Source organism: Mesorhizobium sp. M0410, from assembly GCF_040321435.1.
GTDB lineage: Bacteria > Pseudomonadota > Alphaproteobacteria > Rhizobiales > Rhizobiaceae > Mesorhizobium.
The window spans coordinates 171069-189891 of the sequence record NZ_JAMYRN010000003.1; the positions used below are offsets into that span (position 1 = coordinate 171069).

Here is an 18823-nt window from a genome sequence, read left to right on the forward strand (position 1 = left end):
CCATGCTTCTCATCCGCTGCCCCTATTGCGAGGAAGAGCGTCCGGAGCTCGAGTTCCGCAACGCCGGCGAGGCGCATATTGCGCGTTCCCTTAACATCGCCGGCGAGAGCGACGACGATTTCGAAAAGTTCTTCTTCATCCGCTCAAATCCCAAAGGCATCATCTATGAGCGCTGGCGGCACATGCATGGCTGCGCGCGGTTCTTCAACGCCGTGCGCGACACCGTCAGCGACAGGTTCCTGATGACCTACAAGGCCGGCGAGCCGAAGCCCGTAAAGCTGCCGGGAGCCGCAAAATGAGCGCGACATTCCGCATTGCCGGCGCCGGACGGCTCAAACAGGCAAAGATAGCTGGCTTCAGCTTCGATGGCCGTCCCTATACCGGTATCGAGGGCGACACGCTGGCCTCGGCGCTGCTTGCCAATGGCGTCCATCTTGTCGGCCGGTCGTTCAAGTACCACCGGCCGCGCGGCTTTCTGTCGGCCGGCGCCGAAGAGCCGAACGCGCTGGTCGAGATCAAACGCGACGCGGCACGCAAGACGCCGAACGTCCGAGCTACGGTGCAAGAGCTCTATGACGGGCTGACCGCACAGTCACAGAACCGCTGGCCGTCGCTCGCCTTCGACGTCGGCGCCGTCAGCAGTATCGCCTCGCCGATGCTTTCGGCCGGCTTCTACTACAAGACCTTCATGTGGCCGAAGACTGCATGGAAAAACCTCTACGAACCCAAGATTAGGGCCGCCGCCGGCCTTGGCGTCGCTCCCGACCAGCCGGACCCCGACCATTATTCGGCGCGCTTCGCCCACTGCGAGGTGCTGGTGCTGGGCGGCGGTGCCGCGGGTATCGCCGCGGCATTGGCCGCGGCTGAAACCGGGGCGCGTGTCATCCTTGCCGACGAGCAGGCGGAATTCGGCGGCAGCCTTCATTTCGAGAGCGGCGCCAGGATCGATGGCCAGGATGGTTTTGCCTGGGCGCAGTCCGCCGTCGCCAAGTTGAAGTCGATGGACAATATGCGCGTGCTGCCGCGCACCACGGCGTTCGGCTATTACGCGCAGAATTTCGTCGGGCTGGTCGAGCGCGTCAGCGACCATCTGCAGAACCCCGGACGCGACCTGCCGCGCGAGCGGCTGTGGCAGGTTCGTGCCAAACGCGTGGTGCTGGCGACCGGCGCCATCGAGCGGCACATGGTGTTTGCCGAAAACGACCGCCCCGGCATCATGCTGGCGTCGGCGGCGCGCACCTATCTCAACCATTACGGCGTCGCCGTCGGCAGGAATGTCGGCGTCTATACGGCGAACGATTCCGCCTACGCGGCGGCGATCGATCTGAAGAAGGCCGGCATCAACGTGGCGGCGATCGTCGATCTGCGCGACAACCCGACCGGGCCGGTGATCGACGAGGCGAGGGCGCTCGGCATCGAGGTCAATTTCGGTCGCGCGGTGATCCGCGCCGGCGGCAAATTGCGGGTGTCGTCGATGACCGTGCAGCCGAAGAACGGCGGCGGCGAGCGCACCATTCCGGTCGACGCGATCCTGATGTCGGCGGGCTGGACGCCATCGGTGCATCTGTTCTCGCAATCACGCGGCAAGGTCGCCTTCAACGACGAGACCAAGCGCTTTGTGCCCGGAATTTATGCGCAGGACTGCGTCTCGGTCGGCGCCTGCAACGGCACCGACGGGCTGTCGGCGACCATCGACGAAGCTTACGCCGCCGGCGCCAAGGCGGCCAAAGATGTCGGCGGCAAGCCCGCCAAGAGCGCCAAGCCGAAGGTCGATGCCGGCGAAAGCTGGTCGCGCGGCATGCTGGGTGCAGCACCCGGTGCCGGCGCGGACACGACGGTGAAGGCGTTCGTCGACTTCCAGAACGACGTCACCGCCAAGGACATCCGCCAGGCAGTGCATGAGGGCATGCGCTCGATCGAGCACGTCAAGCGCTTCACTACCAATGGCATGGCGACCGACCAGGGCAAGACCTCCAACATGCACGGCCTGGCGATTGCCGCCGAGACGTTGGGCAAGCCGATCCCGCAGGTCGGGCTGACGACGTTCCGGGCGCCCTACACGCCGGTGACATTCGGCTCGATCGTCGGGCACGCACGGGGTCCCCTGTTCGACCCGACCCGCAAGACGGCGATCCATCCCTGGGCCGAGCGCCAGGGCGCTGTATTCGAGGATGTCGGTCAGTGGAAGCGCGCCTGGTATTTCCCGAAGCCGGGCGAGGACATACATGCCGCCGTCGACCGCGAATGCGTCACGGTGCGCAAGACAGCCGGCCTGTTCGACGCCTCGACGCTGGGCAAGATCGAGGTGGTCGGGCCGGATGCGGCCAAATTCATGGAACTGCTCTACACCAATCCATGGGAAAAGCTCGAGCCCGGCCGCTGCCGTTACGGCATCATGCTGCGCGAGGACGGCTTCATCTATGACGACGGTGTCGTCGGCAGGCTTGCACCCGACCGTTTCCACGTGACGACGACGACCGGCGGCGCGCCGCGGGTCATGAACCATATGGAAGACTATCTCCAGACCGAGTTCCCGCATCTCAATGTCTGGCTGACCTCGATTACCGAGCAATGGGCGGTAATTGCCGTGCAGGGACCGAAGTCTCGCGACATCATTGCGCCGCTGGTCGAGGGCATCGACATGTCGGATGAGGCGCTGCCGCATATGTCGGTGCGCGAAGGCCGGATTTGCGGCGTGCCGACCAGGCTGTTTCGCATGTCGTTCAGCGGTGAGCGCGGCTTCGAGGTCAACGTGCCGGCCGACTACGGCGAAGCGGTCTGGGAAGCGTTGTGGGCCGAGGGCCAGAAGCATGGCGCCTGTGCCTATGGCACAGAGTCTATGCATGTGCTGCGCGCCGAAAAGGGCTACATCATCGTCGGCCAGGATACCGACGGCACGGTGACGCCGAACGACGCCGGGCTCGACTGGGCGGTCGGCAAGAAGAAGACCGACTTCGTCGGCATTCGCGGCATGGCGCGGCCGGATCTGGTCGCCAAGGGCCGCAAGCAGCTTGTCGGCCTGAAGACCAGGGATCCCAAGGTGGTGCTGGAGGAGGGCGCGCAGATCGTCGCGGACCCGAAGCAGGCAATCCCAATGAAGATGATTGGCCATGTCACGTCGAGCTATTGGTCGCAAAATTGCGGCCGCTCGATCGCGCTGGGGCTGGTCGCCGGCGGCCGCGATCGCACGGGCGAGACGCTCTATGTGCCGATGCCGAACGGGGTGATCGAGGTGGAGGTCACCGGCATGGTGTTCTTCGATGAGAAGGGGGAGCGCCTCAATGGCTAAGGCCGCCGTGAAAACCGACGCCGCCGGACCCTCAGTCGAACGCCGTCCGGCTCTCGCCGGCCAGTCGCTTTCCGCCGCCGGCGTTACACTTGCCGTGCTGCCGCCGGCCGAGCGCATATCGCTGCGCGCGCCGGAAGCCTCGATTGCGGCACTTTCGAAAGCGCTCGGTGTCGTCCTGCCGCAAAGGCCGAAGACCTCGGCGGCAAAGGCCGGACGCACGGCCTTGTGGCTCGGGCCGGACGAATGGCTGGTCATCGACGAGAACGGAAAAGATCCGCTCGCCGACTGCGCCAGCATTTCCGTACTGCATTCGGCGGTCGGCATCTCGCACCGCAACGTCGCCATATCGGTTACCGGTCCGGCTGCCGCGGCGACGATCAATGCCGGCTGCCCGCAGGACCTGTCGCTCGACGCCTTTCCGGTCGGGGCGGCGTCGCGTAGCATTCTCGGCAAGGTCGAAATTGTGCTGTTGCGCACGGCGGCCGACGCGTTCCGCGTCGAATGCTGGCGTTCCTTTTCCGATTATGTCTTTACTTTTCTGTCCGAGGCAGCGCGCGACGCGGCAGCATAGGCATGTTCGCCGCGCCCGGCCGTTCTGCGACAGCGAGCCGAGGGAGAATGCAAATGCCGCCGAACTCCGCGCCGAAGTCGCCGGTCAAGACGCCGGCCGTGCGCTCTTTTGAAGACGAGCAGCGCACTGGGACAGATATCGAAGAGGAACTCGAGGAAGGCCTCGAGGATACATTCCCGGCCAGCGATCCGGTGTCGATCACCGGAACGGCCATTCCCGGCGCACCGGCAAGACCCGGCAAGCGTAAAAACGTGGCGGGACAGAAGCGTAAGAAGTGATCTGCACGCCGCGATAAAGCAGGGCTGAAGCAGACAAGATCGGCGGCCGGAAAGTCCTGCCGCCCTTTCGTTTCCTCACCGCGTATTGTCGCCCGACCGGCTCAGAAGCTGCTTGGCACGATCCACGGGTCGATGCCGATGCCGAGCCTCGGGCCCTTGCTGGCCTTGTGGGCCGCGGCGTCCGCCTTTTCAAGCGATCCGGTCGGCGCGCAATCGAGCTTCACATCGGCCTTGGTGTCGATGCAGGCCGCTTCTTGCTTGGCTGGCTGACTGCTGCCGGCAAATGCGGCGCCAGAGAGCGCCAGCAGGGCGGCGAACGTGAGGATTGCCTTCTTCATCGTCGGTCTCCGGTTCAGCTATTGAATTTCTCGTACGTGTACGACATTGCGTACAGATACGCCCTGGACTCCCGGTGTTCAAGCAAAATCGTACGCGTACGGAGAATTGCCGAACGCTCGGCGCCGCAGCGCAGATCGTTCGAAGAAGATCCTGCAGATCGGGAGGAGCGCCGCTCTTCAGCAGTTGACCGGCGGCGTGAGCGGCGCAATCTCGTGCGCGGCGATGGCTTCGAGCATGATGTCGCCGATCCGTGTGATGAACGTCGTCTGGTCGCCGAACGGGTAGAACGGGAAGGTGATCAGCAGCGAGATGGCGCCGTGGCCGACCGCCCACAGCATGGTGGCGATGGCGCGTGGATCGCCTTTGAGCCTGCCGGCGGCAACGCAGGCTTCGACCCTCGCGATCAGCACTTTCATCGCCGGGTTGCCGCTCTCCATTTCGGCGAAGGTTTTTCCGGCTGGCGGCCTGACTTTTTCGGTCATGAAGACGGTGCGGTATTCGTTGGGATTTTCCAGCCCAAAGGCGGCGTATTCGACAAGCACCGCCTTGAGCGCCTCGATCGGGTCGTCGGCCGTATGATTTGCGATGCGCCTGGCCAAGGTCTCGAAGGCATCCTCGGCCAGCGCGAACAGGATGTCCTGCTTGTCGGCGAAATAGGAATAGACCGACATTGGCGCATAGCCAACGCGCTCTGCGAGCTTGCGGATGGTGAGGCCGTCATAGCCTTCTTCCTGGACAAGCTTGTGCGCGGCGTCGACAAGTTCGGAACGCAGTTCGGCCTTTTGTTTTTCGCGGCGCTCCTGGACGCTTAGCTGCAACTTTCTACTGCCTTATGACCGATGGCTGGATGCAGCATATATACGCTGTACGGCGTCGGGCAAGGGTGGCACCAAGCAGAAGGTTGACTGTCGCAATACCCATGTAACCCGGCAATAAAGACGGCAACATCGGACTGTTACAGACAAAGACTAATTCGCGGCTCTGCAAGAATTTCGTTTCGAGAGGCGTTATGACCGGAACTGAGCTTTCGTCCGGCGTGCCGGACGTGGACCCGCTTTCCCATCGCGCCAGGATGGCGCTCAGGCGCGTCGTCATGGTCGCATGGCTGGCGATCGCGCTCGGCTTTGCCATGGAAGCTCTCATTCTGACCGTCAGATTTGCGGCAGGTGCCTACCCCGCGACGACGCAGGTTCTGATCGAACTGGCGCAAGGCGTGACCTGGTCGTTCTTCGTCTGCGCCGGCGTCAGCCTCGGCACGGCACTCACCAAGGTGCGAGCCTCGCTCGGCGGCTTGATCAGCGCGATTTCAGCGCCACTGGCGATGGGCATCGCCAAAGGGACGCAAAAGGTCATGGTCAGCGCGCTGGACGCGGCGGCAAAGCCGGCCATCCTGTCGCTCACGACCCTGGGTGTACTGCGGGCGATCGAATACAGGCTGCTCGGCTGGATACTGGCGTCGCTGGCATCGAAGGAAGAACCGCGTCCGCTCCATTTCGCGCTGGCAGGCGTCCTGATAGGCGCGGTATTCGGCGGCAGCACCACAGTGCTGACCATCGACACGGCCGCGGCAAATGACGCTGCTCTCGCACTGCCGCAGGCGATCGCAACCGGCCTCAACGAGATCGTGTTCCCAATCGGCTGCTCACTGGTCGTCTACATTGCGCTGCAGGTCAGCCGCCATATGAAGTATGTCGCGGCCGAAGCCAAACAGATTTAGGTTCCCCGGCTTGGATGCCAGTCAAACCGCTTCCGGTTGGCGTTCGATCAGCGTCAGCGTCAGCCAGCGCGCGGTCAGCGCCGGTTTTTTCGAGCCCTCGATCTCGATCGTCACGTCGTGCGCCGTCTGCACCCACCCCGACGGCCTGACCTTGACGTCGGCCAGCACGAAACGGGTGCGGATGCGCGAGCCGGTCTTCACCGGCGCCAGGAAGCGCAGCGAATCGAAGCCGTGATTGACGCCCATCTTGCTGTTTTCCAGCGGCGGCATGGTTTCGAAGGTCATCGCCGACAACAGCGAAAGCGACAGGAAGCCATGCGCGATGGTGCCGCCGAACGGCGTTTCGCGGCTGGCGCGTTCCGGATCGCAATGGATGAACTGATGGTCGTCGGTGGCATCGGCGAACTGGTCGATCATGCGCTGGGTGACGACCCGCCATGGCGACACGCCGACTTCCTTGCCGACGTTGGCCAGAAGCACATCGAGACTGATCGGTTCCACGCTGATGTCCTCCATCTTCACCCCCGGCATTTCACTCGCCGGATGGCGTGCGTCTCATTCCTTGAACAATGTCAGCCCGTGTTGCACCGACTGCCCGCCATCGATCGGCAGGATGGCGCCGGTGACATAGCTGCCGGCCCTGCTGCACAAATAGAGCGTTGCGCCGGCAATGTCATCCGGTGCGCCGATGCGGCCGATCGGAACATGATTGCCGACATGTCTTGCCTGGTCTTCGGTGCCGGTAGCGAAGGCCGTCATCCGGCTCCGGAAAGGGCCAGGCGCAAAGGCGTTGAGCGTGATGCGGCGGGCGGCGAATTCGATCGCCAGGATGCGCGTCAGGTGGTGAACCGCGGCCTTCGAGGCCGAGTAGGAGTAGGCATCTTCGGCCAAAGGCTGCGTGCCCATCACCGATCCGAGGTTGATCACCCGGGCCGGGTCGGCATCGCTGGCGGCGGCCTCGAGCAGTGGCAGCAACTCGCGCGTCAGGTGGAAGACCGCGGTCACATTGACGCCGAACACCTTGGCCCAGGCATGGTAGGGAAAGCTTTCCAGCGGCGCCCCCCAGGAGATGCCGGCATTGTTGACCAGGATATGCAGCCGCTCGGTCCGCGCCTGACCTCGGCCACAAGCGCCGCAATGCCGGCCTCGCTGGAGACGTCGCCGGCAAAACCTTCCGCCCTGCCGGGCGCGCCAAGGCCGTTCAACTCGCCGGCTACCCCGACGCAATCCTCGCCCTTGCGCGAGGCGATCATCACGGTGGCGCCGGCCTTGACCAGAGCGGTCGCCGCCATGCGCCCGATGCCGGTCGCGGCGCCGGTGACCAGCGCCGTCTTGCCGGCGACTGAGAACAGCTCGTCCAGATAGCTCATCGATTTCCTCCGCGCAGTTCACCGCTGTTTGACTGATGGTTCAAGGAGCGGCTTCGCCTCGACAAGGCTAGCCGAACTACGATTATCCTTGCCACGGCTAAAGTATCCGGATTGGGGCAATGGCACGGTTTGCGGCTGAAATGGTTAAGCCCGAACGGCAAGGTGGTCATTCGGCCGTGACATGGGTCGGATGAATGATGCAGCCGTCCCTCTAAGCGAGCACCTTGGCCCCAGCGGTTCATTTCGCGCGTGAAGCAAGTCGTCATTACTCCTCCGCCAAGCCGCAGGCGGGTCTTGATGACGTGGGACGGTGGCCGAGCGATAGGGCAGGACTGACATTCGTTCGTGGACTGGAGCTATGCTTTCCCGGGGGAGCTGTGGGTAAGAAACAACGCATCGTCCTGCTGGCAGCTGTTTTGGCGTCTGCCTTTGGCGTTTTGTTGCTGATCCTGATCCTGCAGATGGTCAGTTTTTTGGTTGACTAGGCACGGCCAGGAGCGTGCTTTTCCAAAAGCCTGCGCTACCGCAGGCTTTCCAGCTCGCGGATGCGTTTGGCGCCGTCGGCCTCGAGCTGCCTTGTAACGGCGCCGATCAGCGCTTCGGCAACGACGAAAAGGGCGGCGGATGAGTCCCAGGCCGAAGGCACGGCGGTGCGCCCGGCGATGACATGGCGGGCAAAGCGAGCGATCGGCGACAGCCACTGGTCGGTAAACAGCACGATCTGCACGCCGCGCTGGTTGGCGGTCTCGGCAAAGCGGACGAGGCTGTCCTGATAGCGCCTGATGTCGAAGATCACCAGCACGTCTCGCTTGCCCATGTCGATCAGCCGGTCGCGCCAGACGCTTTCCTGGCCGGCCAGATGGAAGACGTTGGGTTTGATGATAGCAAGGTGGGCCGCCATATAGCGCGCCAGCGGATCGGTGAAGCGGCCGCCGATCAGGAATGTCTTGCCGCGCCGGTCGGCAAGCTTGGCGACGATGTCGGCAAGCTGCTTGTCCGAGAGATGCCGGAATGTCTCGCGCATATTGTCGAGCGTCGCCTCCAGCATCGGCGAGACGGCGCTGGCGCCCTGCGATGGCGGATTGAGCGTGCGCGAGGCCGGCGACTGCAATTGCGCCGCCAGCTCGTCTTGCAGCGTCGACTGGAATTCCGGATAGTTCTGGAAGCCGAGCCGGGCGACGAAACGCAGGATCGTCGGCGACGACACGCCGGCGGCAGCCGAGAATTCGGCGACCGTCTTCAGCCCGATCAGCGGATAGCTGGCGATCAGTGTTTGTGCAGCGCGCCGCTCGCCGGCCGGCATGGCGCCGATGCGGTCGGAGATCAGTTCGGCAATGCTGGAAACCATGTTTTTCCCCACCCTGGCCGTGCCGTTACCGCATTATCGAAATCGCGTTTGACAAAGCCGGCCAAACTGTATGAAATCATCCGCAGGGACGCAATGAGGCAAAATACGTAACATACGATACAGCGCTCCCCGGGGACAGCAGACAATGGAGACAGCACGGCCCGCCAGCCTTGCATCGCCTGAAACCGTAAGGGTGACGAACCCTGGCGGATCGAGCCCTTTCGTGCTGACCTGCGACCACGCCTCGAATTTCCTGCCACCGGAATTCGGAACGCTCGGCCTTGCCGCCGAGGATCTTTCCCGCCACATCGCCTGGGATCCCGGCGCCTTGCCGGTGGCGCGCCGCATGGCCGAGGCACTCGATGCGACGCTGGTCGAGACCTGCATCTCGCGGCTCGTTATCGACTGCAACCGGCCACTCGACGCGCCGGACCTGATAGTGACGGTCAGCGCCAGCGAAAAAACCGTGGTCCCGGCCAACCAGGGACTTTCGGCCGACCAGCGGGAGGCGCGCATCGCGCTGGCGTGGCGACCGTTTCACGAGCGGATCGCGACGATCATCGACGAACGCCAGGCGGCCGGGCGGGAGACCAGGCTGGTCTCGATCCATTCCTTCACGCCGCTCTATAAAGGCAAAAGCCGGCCGTGGCACATCGGCGTCATCCATGATGAGGACCGCCGGCTGGCGGCGCCGCTGATCGCGGCGCTGCAGCGGCTTGCCGGCGTCACCGTCGGCGTCAATGAACCCTATTCGCCGGCCGACCGGGTCTATTTCACGCTGGAGCGCCATGCGCGCTCCCGCGGGCTGCCTTGCGCGATGATCGAAGTCCGCAACGACGAGATCGCCGGCGCAGCCGGGCAGCGGAAATGGGCGGATCTGCTCGCGAGTATTTTTCTCAATCTGGAGCCCGAGGCGGCCAAGGCCTCCAGACCAAGCGCAGTCGGAAAGTCAGTTCAATCGGCCAGCTAAGAAACCAAAAGGGGACTAAAAATGGCAGCATCGGGCTACACTGAAGTTGACAAGGCGGAGGACGTAAAGGTCCTCCACAATATGGGCTATGCCCAGGAACTGGAGCGGCGCCTCAGTCGCTTTTCAAATTTCGCGGTCTCCTTTTCGATCATCTGCATCCTGTCCGGCGGCATCAACTCGCTGGCGCAGGCAACCTCCGGCTCCGGCGGCATCGGCATCGGCATTGGCTGGCTGGTCGGCTGTTTCGTTTCGCTGACCTTCGCTGTAGCGATGTCGCAGATCAGCTCGGCCTATCCGACCGCCGGCGGCCTCTATCATTGGGGCTCGATCCTCGGCAATCGCGGCACCGGCTGGGTGACGGCCTGGCTCAACCTGCTCGGGCTGATCACCGTGCTCGGCGCCATCAATGTCGGCACCTGGACGTTTTTCCTCGGCGCCTTCGGACCCGCGCTCGGCATCGAGGGTACGCTGACCAACCAGATGATCTTCCTGGTCATCATCACGGGCGCCCAGGCACTGATCAACCACCTCGGCATCAAGCTGACGGCCAAGCTGACCGACTTCTCGGGCTATCTGATCTTCTTCGGTTCGATCCTCATCGCGGTCGTCTGCCTGATCTCGGCCGAAACCTGGGATTTCAGCCGGCTGTTCACCTTCCACAATTATTCCGGCGATGCCGGCGCCGGTGTGTGGCCGTCGGTATCCAATGCCTGGGTGTTCGCGCTTGGCCTGCTGCTGCCGATCTATACGATCACCGGCTACGATGCGTCGGCGCATACTTCCGAGGAGACCATCAAGGCGGCGAGCTCCGTGCCGCGCGCCATGGTCATGTCGGTGATCTGGTCGGCCGTCTTCGGTTATCTGTTCCTCGCAGCCTTCGTGCTGATGATCCCGAACATGGACGATGCGGCCAAACAGGGCTGGAACGTGTTCTTCTGGGCCTTCGACCAGCGCGTCAACCCGGGCGTCAAGGAGTTCGTCTACCTCGTCGTCTTCCTGGCACAGCTGCTTTGCGGCCTCGCCACCGTCACCTCCGCTTCGCGTATGATCTTCGCCTTCTCGCGGGACGGCGGCCTGCCGGGTTCCTCGGCACTGGCCAAGGTCAGCCCGACCTACCGCACGCCGGTGGCGGCGATCTGGACGGCGTCGATCCTGTCCGTCCTGTTCGTCTGGGGCTCGACGCTGGTTTCAGTCGCAGGCACCTCGGCCTACACCATCGTCGTGTCGTGCACCGTCATCTTCCTGTTCCTCTCCTTCACCGTGCCGATCGTGCTCGGCATGCTGGCCTGGGGAACGCCGAAATGGGACAAGATGGGGCCGTGGAACATGGGGCGCGCCATTTTCATGCTGTTCGGCGTGCTTTCGATCCTGTCGATGCTCCTGATCTTCGTCATCGGCATCCAGCCGCCGAACGACTGGGCGCTCTACATCACCGTCGGCTTCTTCATCCTGACGGCGATCGTCTGGTTTGCCTTCGAGCGCAACCGCTTCCAGGGCCCGCCGCTCGGCGACATCATCGCGGCGCGCCAGGCAGCGATCAAGGCTGCGGAACAGGCCGTCGGCGAAACCGGCCACTGAGGCAAGTCCTCCAGCTATGGCCGGCGCTTTACCGGCCATAGCTTCCCACATCTTCAAAGTGGTCTTTTTTACAGGCCCGAAACGACAAGCGCTGGAGTGCCAAAGGAATGGCCGGAAATTTCTCCTTCGATCAGTTGAAGCAAGCGGTCTCCAGCGGAGAGGTCGACACCGTGCTGGCCTGCATCGTCGACATGCAGGGACGGCTTGCGGGAAAGCGGTTCCTGGCCCGGTATTTCGTCGATTCCGCGCATGACGAGACGCATGGCTGCAACTACCTGCTGGCCGCCGACATCGATATGGAACCGGTGCCCGGCTACAAGGCGGCGAGCTGGTCGAAGGGCTATGGCGATTTCGTCATGAAGCCGGACCTTGCGACGCTGCGGCGGATCCCCTGGCTGGAGAAGACAGCGCTGGTGATCTGCGACGTGCTCGACCACCATACCCATGACGACCTTGCGCATTCGCCGCGCGCCATGCTGAAGAAGCAGGTCAAGCGGCTGCAGGAACGCGGCTATATCGGCTATTTCGCTTCCGAGCTCGAATTCTATCTGTTCAGCGAAACCTACGATTCCGCCCGCAAGAAGCACTGGCGGGGCCTCGAGACGGCATCGCCCTACATCGGCGACTACCAGATCGGCATCACCACCAAGGAAGAAGGCGTCATGCGCCGGCTGCGCAACGAGATGGAGGCGGCCGGCATCCCGATCGAGAATTCGAAGGGCGAGTGGGGGCCAGGCCAGGAAGAGATCAATGTCCGCTACGCCGAGGCGCTCGACATGGCCGACCGCCACGTCATCCTGAAGAACGGCGCCAAGGAAATCGCCGAGTCCGAAGGCAAGGCGATCTCGTTCATGGCCAAGTACAATTATGGGCTGGCCGGCAATTCCAGCCACATCCATAATTCGCTGTGGAGCGCCGACGGCAAGACGCCATTATTCTACGACAAAAATGCCGAGTGGACGCTGTCGACACTCGGCCAGCAATGGGCGGCCGGTCAGCTCAAATATGCCAAGGAATTCACCTGGTTCCTGGCGCCCTACATCAATTCCTACAAGCGCTTCCAGGCCGGCACCTTTGCGCCGACCAAGATCATGTGGAGCGAGGACAACCGCACCGCCGGTTTCCGTCTTTGCGGCGAGGGCACCAAGGGCATCCGCATGGAATGCCGCATCGGCGGCGCCGACCTCAATCCTTATCTCGCCTTCGCGGCACTGATCGCGGCCGGGCTTGCCGGCATCGATGAAAAGCTTGAACTGCAGAAGCCCTTCGTCGGCGACGCCTACCAGGCCTCGCAGCTGCCTGAAATTCCAAAGACACTGCGCGACGCCACCGCAACGCTGGCGGAATCGAAGATGCTGAGGCACGCGCTCGGCGACGATGTGCTGGAGCATTACGTCCACACGGCACACTGGGAACAGTTCGAGTACGACCGCCGGATTACGGACTGGGAATTACACAGGGGGTTCGAGCGGTATTGAATGGCTGGCAATGTCGGCGCCGCCCGCCCCTCACCTTTACCCTCTCGTGAAGAACGGGGAGAGGGGGGTCGCCAGCGCTGGAGCTTGTCCCTTCTCCGTCACTATAGGCGGAAAGGTGCCGGCAGGCGGATGAGGGCGGCGTGACCAACGATAATTATTGTAGAATGCGAGGACCCAAGGCATGACCGAAACGGTCAAGATAAAATCCCCCGTCGACGGTTCGATCTATGCCGAACGGCCTCTTGCCACCGACCAGGCGATCGGTGCCGCGGTCGAACGTGCCAAGGCGGCGCAGGAGAAGTGGGCTGAGACGCCGGTCGTCGAGCGCGGCAAATACATGCTTGCCATGCTTGAAGCGCTGGTCGCCATGACCGGCGAGATCGTGCCGGAGATCGCCTGGCAGATGGGCAGGCCGGTTCGCTATGGCGGCGAGTTCGGCGGCGTCAGGGAACGCGTCAGCTACATGGTCGAGATCGCCGAGGCGGCCTTGAAGCCGGTCATGGCCTCCAACCCGAAGGACGGCTTTCGCCGTTATGTGAAGAAGGTGCCACTCGGCGTGGTCATGGTGATCGCGCCTTGGAACTATCCCTATCTCACCGCCGTCAACACCATCGTCCCGGCGCTGATGGCCGGAAGCGCCGTCATCCTCAAGCACGCGGCGCAGACATTGTTGGTCGGCGAACGTTTTCAGCAGGCGTTCGACAGAGCAGGCCTGCCCAAGGGCCTGTTCCAGAACCTTGTCATGAACCACGCGCAGACCGAAAGGCTGCTCGGCTCCGGCAAGATCGACCATGTCAACTTCACCGGCTCGGTCGCCGGCGGCCGCGCCATCGAAAAGGCGGCCGCGGGCACCTTCATGACGCTCGGCCTCGAACTCGGCGGCAAAGATCCGGCCTATGTGCTGCCGGACGCAAAGATGGACTATGCCGTTGCCAATCTGGTCGACGGCGCCTTCTACAATTCCGGCCAGTGCTGCTGCGGCATCGAGCGCGTCTATGTCCACGAGAAGGTCTACGATGAATTCGTCGAGGGCTTCATTGCCGAGACCAGGAACTACGTCGTCGGCAATCCGCTCGACCAGGCGACCACCATGGGGCCGATGGCGCAGGCGCGCTTCGCCGACCTGATCCGCGAGCAGAAGGCCGAGGCGTTGCGCAAGGGCGCCAGGGCACACATCAATATGAAGGTGGCCAATGACAGGCAGGGTTCCCCCTATCTGCCGCCGGAAGTGCTGACCCAGGTCGACCACCAGATGAGCGTCATGCGCGAGGAAAGCTTTGGCCCGATCGTCGGCATCATGAAGGTGCGCAACGACGAGGAGGCGATCGCGCTGATGAACGATAGCCCCTATGGGCTGACAGCTTCGATCTGGACGCGCGACACCGAGCACGCGGCGGCGATCGGCGACCGCGTCGAGACCGGCACGGTGTTCATGAACCGCTGCGACTATCTTGACCCGGCGCTGGTCTGGACCGGCGTCAAGGACACCGGCAAGGGCGCGGCACTGTCGGCCATCGGCTACGACAATCTGACCAGGCCGAAATCATACCATCTGCGCGAAGCCATCTGACTTTTCGAAAGACAAAAATGACAAAACTCGTTTCCAAATGGAATTACCCGACGACCGTCCGCTTCGGCGCCGGACGCATCAAGGAGCTGCCGGAGGTGCTGGCGGCGACCGGCATCAAGCGGCCGCTGTTCGTTACCGACCCGGGACTGGCCAAACTGCCGGTGGTGGCTTCGACGCTGAAAATACTGGACGATGCCAAGGTTCCGTATGGCGTGTTTTCCGAGGTCAAGCCGAACCCGGTCGATTCCAACCTGACCGCCGGCATCGCTGTGTTCAAGCAGGGCAAGCATGACGGCGTCATCGCCTTTGGCGGCGGCTCGGCGCTCGACCTCGGCAAGCTCATCGCCTTTCAGGCCGGCCAGACCCGGCCGGTCTGGGATTTCGAGGATGTCGGCGACTGGTGGACGCGCGCCGATGCCGATGCGATCGCGCCGATCATCGCGGTGCCGACCACCGCCGGAACCGGCTCGGAGGTTGGTCGCGCCGGCGTCATCACCAATGAGGCGACCCACACCAAGAAGGTCATCTTCCATCCGAAGCTCTTGCCGGCGATCGTCATTGCCGATCCGGAGCTGTCGGTTGGCATGCCCGGCTTCATCACCGCCGGCACCGGCATGGATGCGCTTGCCCATTGCCTCGAAGCTTATTGTGCGCCGGGCTATCACCCGATGGCCGACGGCATCGCGGTGGAAGGCATCAGGCTGGTCTTCGAAAACCTGCCGAAAGCTTATGCCAACGGCAAGGATCTGGTCGCCCGCGCCAACATGATGAGCGCCGCTGCCATGGGAGCGGCCGCCTTCCAGAAAGGGCTTGGCGCGATTCATTCGCTGTCGCATCCGATCGGCGCGCTTTACGACACCCACCACGGCATGACCAACGCCGTGTTCATGCCCTATGTACTGGCCTTCAACCGCGAGGCGATCGAGCCGCGCATCGCCCGGCTCGCCGCCTATTGCGGCATCAAGGGCGGCTTCGACGGTTTTGCCAAGGCGATCATCAAGCTGCGCAAAGAGCTCAAGGTGCCGCATGCGCTGCCCGGCCTGATCAAGGGGTTCGACATGGACAAGAAGCGCAAGGGCCTGATCGCCGACATGGCGGTAGTCGACCCGACCGCCGGCGGCAACCCGGTCAAGCTGACCAAGAAGGCGGCGCTGACGCTGCTGGAAAATGCCATCGCCGGCGCCGTCTGAGACAACTTCCGCATTGGAAATCCACTTTGGAAAAGAGGCGAAGAAAGGGGGAAAGGATGAACGACAAGGCCGAAACTAGTTAGCCGGAAAAATAGCCGGGTAGCGATTGCTACAGCCGGTTAAAAAGAGTTTACTTTTTCGTACTGCAGGGCATCGCTTTCACAGAGCTTTCATCTGGCTGTCACACGAAAACGATACCGCATCGCAGGCGTCCAACGGCGTCAGTTCAACGGAGAGAACACATGTTCAAATTCACGGGAAAACTGCTTTCCCTTACGGCCGTCGCCCTGATGGCGACCTCTGCCATCTCGTCGGCCCAGTCCATGGATGAACTGGTCGCCGCAGCCAAGGCTGAAGGCCAGCTCACCACCATCGCGCTGCCGCATGACTGGTGCGGCTACGGCGCGGTCATCGATGGCTTCAAGGCAAAATATCCGGGCATCACCGTCAACGAGCTCAATCCCGATGCCGGCTCCGGCGACGAGGTCGAAGCGATCAAGGCCAACAAGGACAACAAGGGCCCGCAGGCGCCTGACGTCATCGATGTCGGCCTGAGCTTCGGCCCCACCGCAAAGAAGGATGGCCTGATCCAGGCTTATAAAGTATCGACCTGGGACTCGATCCCGGACAGCGCCAAGGATGCCGAAGGCTTTTGGACCGGCGATTACTACGGCGTGCTTTCGTTTCTGGTGAACAAGGACCTGGTCAAGGAAGCGCCGGCCGACTGGGCCGACCTGCTGAAGCCGGAATTTGCCAATACCGTGGCGCTCGCCGGTGACCCGCGTGCTTCGAACCAGGCCATCCAGGCCGTCTATGCCGCCGGCCTTTCCGGCGGTGCGGCTGCCGGCGAAGCCGCCGGCACGGCTGGTCTCGACTTCTTCAAGAAGCTCAACGCCGCCGGCAATTTCGTGCCGGTCATCGGCAAGCCCGCGACGCTTGCCCAAGGCCAGACGCCAATCCTGGTGACCTGGGATTATAACGCGCTTGCCGGCCGCGATACGCTGAAGGGCAATCCGCCGGTCGACGTCGTCGTGCCGAAGACCGGTGTCGTCGCCGGCGTCTATGTTCAGGCGATCAGCGCCTACGCGCCGCATCCCAATGCTGCCAAGCTATGGCTGGAATATCTCTATTCCGACGAAGGCCAGATCGGCTGGCTGAAGGGCTATTGTCACCCGATCCGCTTCAACGACCTCGCCAAGAATGGCAAGCTCCCGGCTGACGTGATGGCCAAGCTGCCGCCGGCCGAGTCCTATGCAGCCGCGGTGTTCCCGACGCTCGACGAGCAGGGCAAGGCCAAGGAAGCCATCACCAAGAACTGGGATGCCGTCGTCGGCGCCAACGTCAAGTAAGACTTGAGATCAGCCGGGCGGCTTAGATCGCCGCCCGGCATACCTCCAGGACGGTAGCCGGCGCATGACCGATATCTCGTTGTCCGATCACGCTGTTGCCGGGAAGACCGCGCCTCCTGCCGACGCCCGCAGTATGAGGCTGCCGACACAATGGCTTGGCGTTGCGCCTTTCTTCATCTTCGCCATCATGTTCCTGATCCTGCCCACGCTCTATCTGATGCTGGGCGCATTCCGGAACGATGCCGGCGAATTCACTTTCGAAAACATAGCGGCCTTGGCGCAGCCGTCGATCGTTGCCGCCTACTGGATCTCAATCAAGGTCAGCCTCGCCTCGTCGCTGATCGGTGCTTTCGCGGGGCTTGCCATTGCCATCGCCATCGTGCGCGGCGGACTGCCGGAATGGATACGCTCGGCGACACTGACCTTCTCCGGCGTGGCCTCCAATTTTGCCGGCGTGCCGCTGGCCTTCGCCTTTCTCGCGACGCTCGGCCGGCTCGGGCTCGCCACGGTGCTGCTCAACGTCTTGGTCGGCTTCAACATTTATGCCCATGGTTTCAACATTCTGTCGTTCTGGGGCCTGACACTGACCTATGTCTATTTCCAGATCCCGCTGATGGTGGTGATCATCGTGCCAGCGATCGACGGGCTGAAGAAGGAATGGGGCGAAGCGGCAGCAACGCTTGGCGCGACCCAGGCGCAGTTCTGGCGTATGGTCGTCATTCCGGTGATCTGGCCAAGCTTCCTCGGCACCGTCATCCTCTTGTTCGCCAACGCCTTCGGTGCCATCGCCACCGCTTACGCTCTGACCGGCTCCTCGCTTAACATCGTCCCTATCCTGCTCTACGCGCAGATCCGCGGTGACGTGCTGCACAATGCCCATCTCGGCTATGCCATTGCCTTCGGTATGATCGTCATCACCGGGCTTGCCAATGTCTTCTACATCTGGTTCCGGACGCGCTCGGAAAGGTGGCTTAAATGAAGAGCGGACGTTTCTGGGCCTGGGTCGTCTTCGCGCTGGGCGCTGCCTACTTCTTCATTCCGCTTATCGCGACGGTGGAATTTTCCATGCGCATGCGGCGCGGCGCCTATTCCTTCGATGCGTACAAAGTCGTGTTTGGCGACCCCCGTTTCCAGGCGACCTTCGGCTATTCCGTACTCGCTGCTGTTTTCACCATCATTCTCGGCGTGCTGATCGTGGTGCCTACCGCTTATTGGATCCGCCTGCGGATGCCGCAGCTCAGGCCCGTCGTCGAGTTCATCACGCTGCTGCCGCTGGTCATTCCCGCCATCGTCATCGTCTTCGGCTACATTAGAATGTACGGGTCGAACTCACCGCTGCCGTTCCTGGGCAGCGAGACAGGAGCCAATGCCTTGCTGGTCATCGGTTATGCGACACTAGCACTGCCCTACATGTATCGCGCCGTCGACACCGGACTTCGCACGATCGACGTGCGGACACTGACCGAGGCGGCGCAGATTCTCGGCGCCGGCTGGGGCACGATCATCACCCGGGTCATCCTGCCCAATGTGCTGATCGCGGTGCTGTCGGGCGCCTTCCTGACCTTCGCCATCGTGATAGGCGAATTCACCATGGCTAGCCTGCTCAACCGGCCTGCCTTCGGACCCTATCTGCAGAACGTCGGCGCTAACCGAGCCTACGAGCCGGCGGCGCTTGCCATCATCGCCTTCGCCATCACCTGGGGCTGCATGTCGCTGATCCAGATCCTGTCGCGTTTCGCGCCGCGATCGGCGAACCGTCCGAACTGACCCGAAGGA

18 protein-coding genes and 1 pseudogene are annotated in these 18823 nt (G+C 62.9%); 14 read left to right on the forward strand and 5 right to left on the reverse strand.

What is annotated here, in order from left to right:
• Positions 1-2: 2 nt before the first annotated feature.
• From NKI63_RS05000 to NKI63_RS05015, 4 genes are read left to right on the forward strand one after another with little or no spacing between them, the layout of a single operon-like run.
• Complete coding sequence (locus NKI63_RS05000) at positions 3-299, forward strand: sarcosine oxidase subunit delta (RefSeq protein WP_352506382.1); 297 nt, start codon at positions 3-5, stop codon at positions 297-299.
• Positions 296-3289 (forward strand): sarcosine oxidase subunit alpha, encoded by a 2994-nt coding sequence (locus tag NKI63_RS05005; protein WP_352820627.1) that lies wholly within the window; start codon positions 296-298, stop codon positions 3287-3289. The genes NKI63_RS05000 and NKI63_RS05005 overlap by 4 nt, the downstream gene beginning before the upstream one ends.
• Positions 3282-3860 (forward strand): sarcosine oxidase subunit gamma, encoded by a 579-nt coding sequence (locus NKI63_RS05010; RefSeq protein WP_352820629.1) that lies wholly within the window; start codon positions 3282-3284, stop codon positions 3858-3860. Before NKI63_RS05005 ends, NKI63_RS05010 begins: the two co-directional genes overlap by 8 nt.
• A gap of 53 nt (positions 3861-3913) precedes the next feature.
• Complete coding sequence (locus NKI63_RS05015; protein WP_352506379.1) at positions 3914-4138, forward strand: hypothetical protein; 225 nt, start codon at positions 3914-3916, stop codon at positions 4136-4138.
• Positions 4139-4239: 101 nt separating this feature from the next.
• Here the strand turns inward: NKI63_RS05015 and NKI63_RS05020 are convergent, their stop codons facing one another.
• Together NKI63_RS05020 and NKI63_RS05025 are read right to left on the reverse strand one after the other, a co-directional pair.
• Positions 4240-4476, reverse strand: coding sequence for a DUF680 domain-containing protein (locus tag NKI63_RS05020; RefSeq protein ID WP_352478154.1), 237 nt, complete (start codon positions 4474-4476; stop codon positions 4240-4242).
• A 177-nt stretch (positions 4477-4653) separates the two neighbouring features.
• Positions 4654-5295, reverse strand: coding sequence for a TetR/AcrR family transcriptional regulator (locus NKI63_RS05025; protein WP_254816887.1), 642 nt, complete (start codon positions 5293-5295; stop codon positions 4654-4656).
• A gap of 191 nt (positions 5296-5486) precedes the next feature.
• On the opposite strand from NKI63_RS05025, the gene NKI63_RS05030 reads away from it, so the two are divergent.
• Entirely contained in the window at positions 5487-6194 is a 708-nt protein-coding gene (locus NKI63_RS05030) for a hypothetical protein (protein ID WP_352506376.1), read from the forward strand.
• Positions 6195-6215: 21 nt separating this feature from the next.
• On the opposite strand, the gene NKI63_RS05035 is transcribed toward NKI63_RS05030, so the two are convergent.
• Positions 6216-6710, reverse strand: a complete 495-nt coding sequence (locus tag NKI63_RS05035) for a MaoC family dehydratase (protein WP_031211357.1) — start codon at positions 6708-6710, stop codon at positions 6216-6218.
• A gap of 39 nt (positions 6711-6749) precedes the next feature.
• Positions 6750-7564 (reverse strand): annotated as a pseudogene (locus tag NKI63_RS05040) (SDR family oxidoreductase).
• 224 nt (positions 7565-7788) lie between these two features.
• Here NKI63_RS05040 and NKI63_RS05045 point away from each other — a divergent pair.
• A complete protein-coding gene (locus NKI63_RS05045; RefSeq protein ID WP_352702741.1) occupies positions 7789-8049 on the forward strand; it encodes a hypothetical protein in 261 nt (86 codons plus the stop codon).
• A 35-nt stretch (positions 8050-8084) separates the two neighbouring features.
• Here NKI63_RS05045 and NKI63_RS05050 read toward each other — a convergent pair whose 3' ends face one another.
• Positions 8085-8912 carry a MurR/RpiR family transcriptional regulator gene (locus NKI63_RS05050; RefSeq protein ID WP_254816889.1) on the reverse strand — a complete coding sequence of 276 codons (828 nt, stop codon included), beginning with the start codon at positions 8910-8912 and terminating at the stop codon, positions 8085-8087.
• A 145-nt stretch (positions 8913-9057) separates the two neighbouring features.
• On the opposite strand from NKI63_RS05050, the gene NKI63_RS05055 reads away from it, so the two are divergent.
• The 8 genes from NKI63_RS05055 to NKI63_RS05090 all read left to right on the forward strand — a co-directional run bounded on the left by NKI63_RS05055 (position 9058) and on the right by NKI63_RS05090 (position 18814).
• The gene (locus NKI63_RS05055) at positions 9058-9882 is read left to right on the forward strand and encodes an N-formylglutamate amidohydrolase (RefSeq protein ID WP_352820633.1); all 825 of its coding nucleotides are present in this window, start codon (positions 9058-9060) and stop codon (positions 9880-9882) included.
• 21 nt (positions 9883-9903) lie between these two features.
• A complete protein-coding gene (locus tag NKI63_RS05060) occupies positions 9904-11460 on the forward strand; it encodes an amino acid permease (protein ID WP_352820635.1) in 1557 nt (518 codons plus the stop codon).
• Positions 11461-11567: 107 nt separating this feature from the next.
• Positions 11568-12938, forward strand: coding sequence for a glutamine synthetase family protein (locus tag NKI63_RS05065; protein WP_352820636.1), 1371 nt, complete (start codon positions 11568-11570; stop codon positions 12936-12938).
• A 181-nt stretch (positions 12939-13119) separates the two neighbouring features.
• Positions 13120-14508: an aldehyde dehydrogenase family protein gene (locus NKI63_RS05070; protein WP_352820638.1), complete on the forward strand. Its 1389-nt coding sequence runs from the start codon at positions 13120-13122 to the stop codon at positions 14506-14508.
• A gap of 17 nt (positions 14509-14525) precedes the next feature.
• Positions 14526-15698: an iron-containing alcohol dehydrogenase gene (locus NKI63_RS05075; protein WP_352820640.1), complete on the forward strand. Its 1173-nt coding sequence runs from the start codon at positions 14526-14528 to the stop codon at positions 15696-15698.
• A 242-nt stretch (positions 15699-15940) separates the two neighbouring features.
• Entirely contained in the window at positions 15941-17047 is a 1107-nt protein-coding gene (locus tag NKI63_RS05080; RefSeq protein ID WP_352820642.1) for an ABC transporter substrate-binding protein, read from the forward strand.
• Between the two features lie 64 nt (positions 17048-17111).
• Positions 17112-18026: an ABC transporter permease gene (locus NKI63_RS05085; protein WP_023675356.1), complete on the forward strand. Its 915-nt coding sequence runs from the start codon at positions 17112-17114 to the stop codon at positions 18024-18026.
• The gene (locus NKI63_RS05090) at positions 18023-18814 is read left to right on the forward strand and encodes an ABC transporter permease (protein WP_352478173.1); all 792 of its coding nucleotides are present in this window, start codon (positions 18023-18025) and stop codon (positions 18812-18814) included. Before NKI63_RS05085 ends, NKI63_RS05090 begins: the two co-directional genes overlap by 4 nt.
• Positions 18815-18823: the final 9 nt, after the last annotated feature.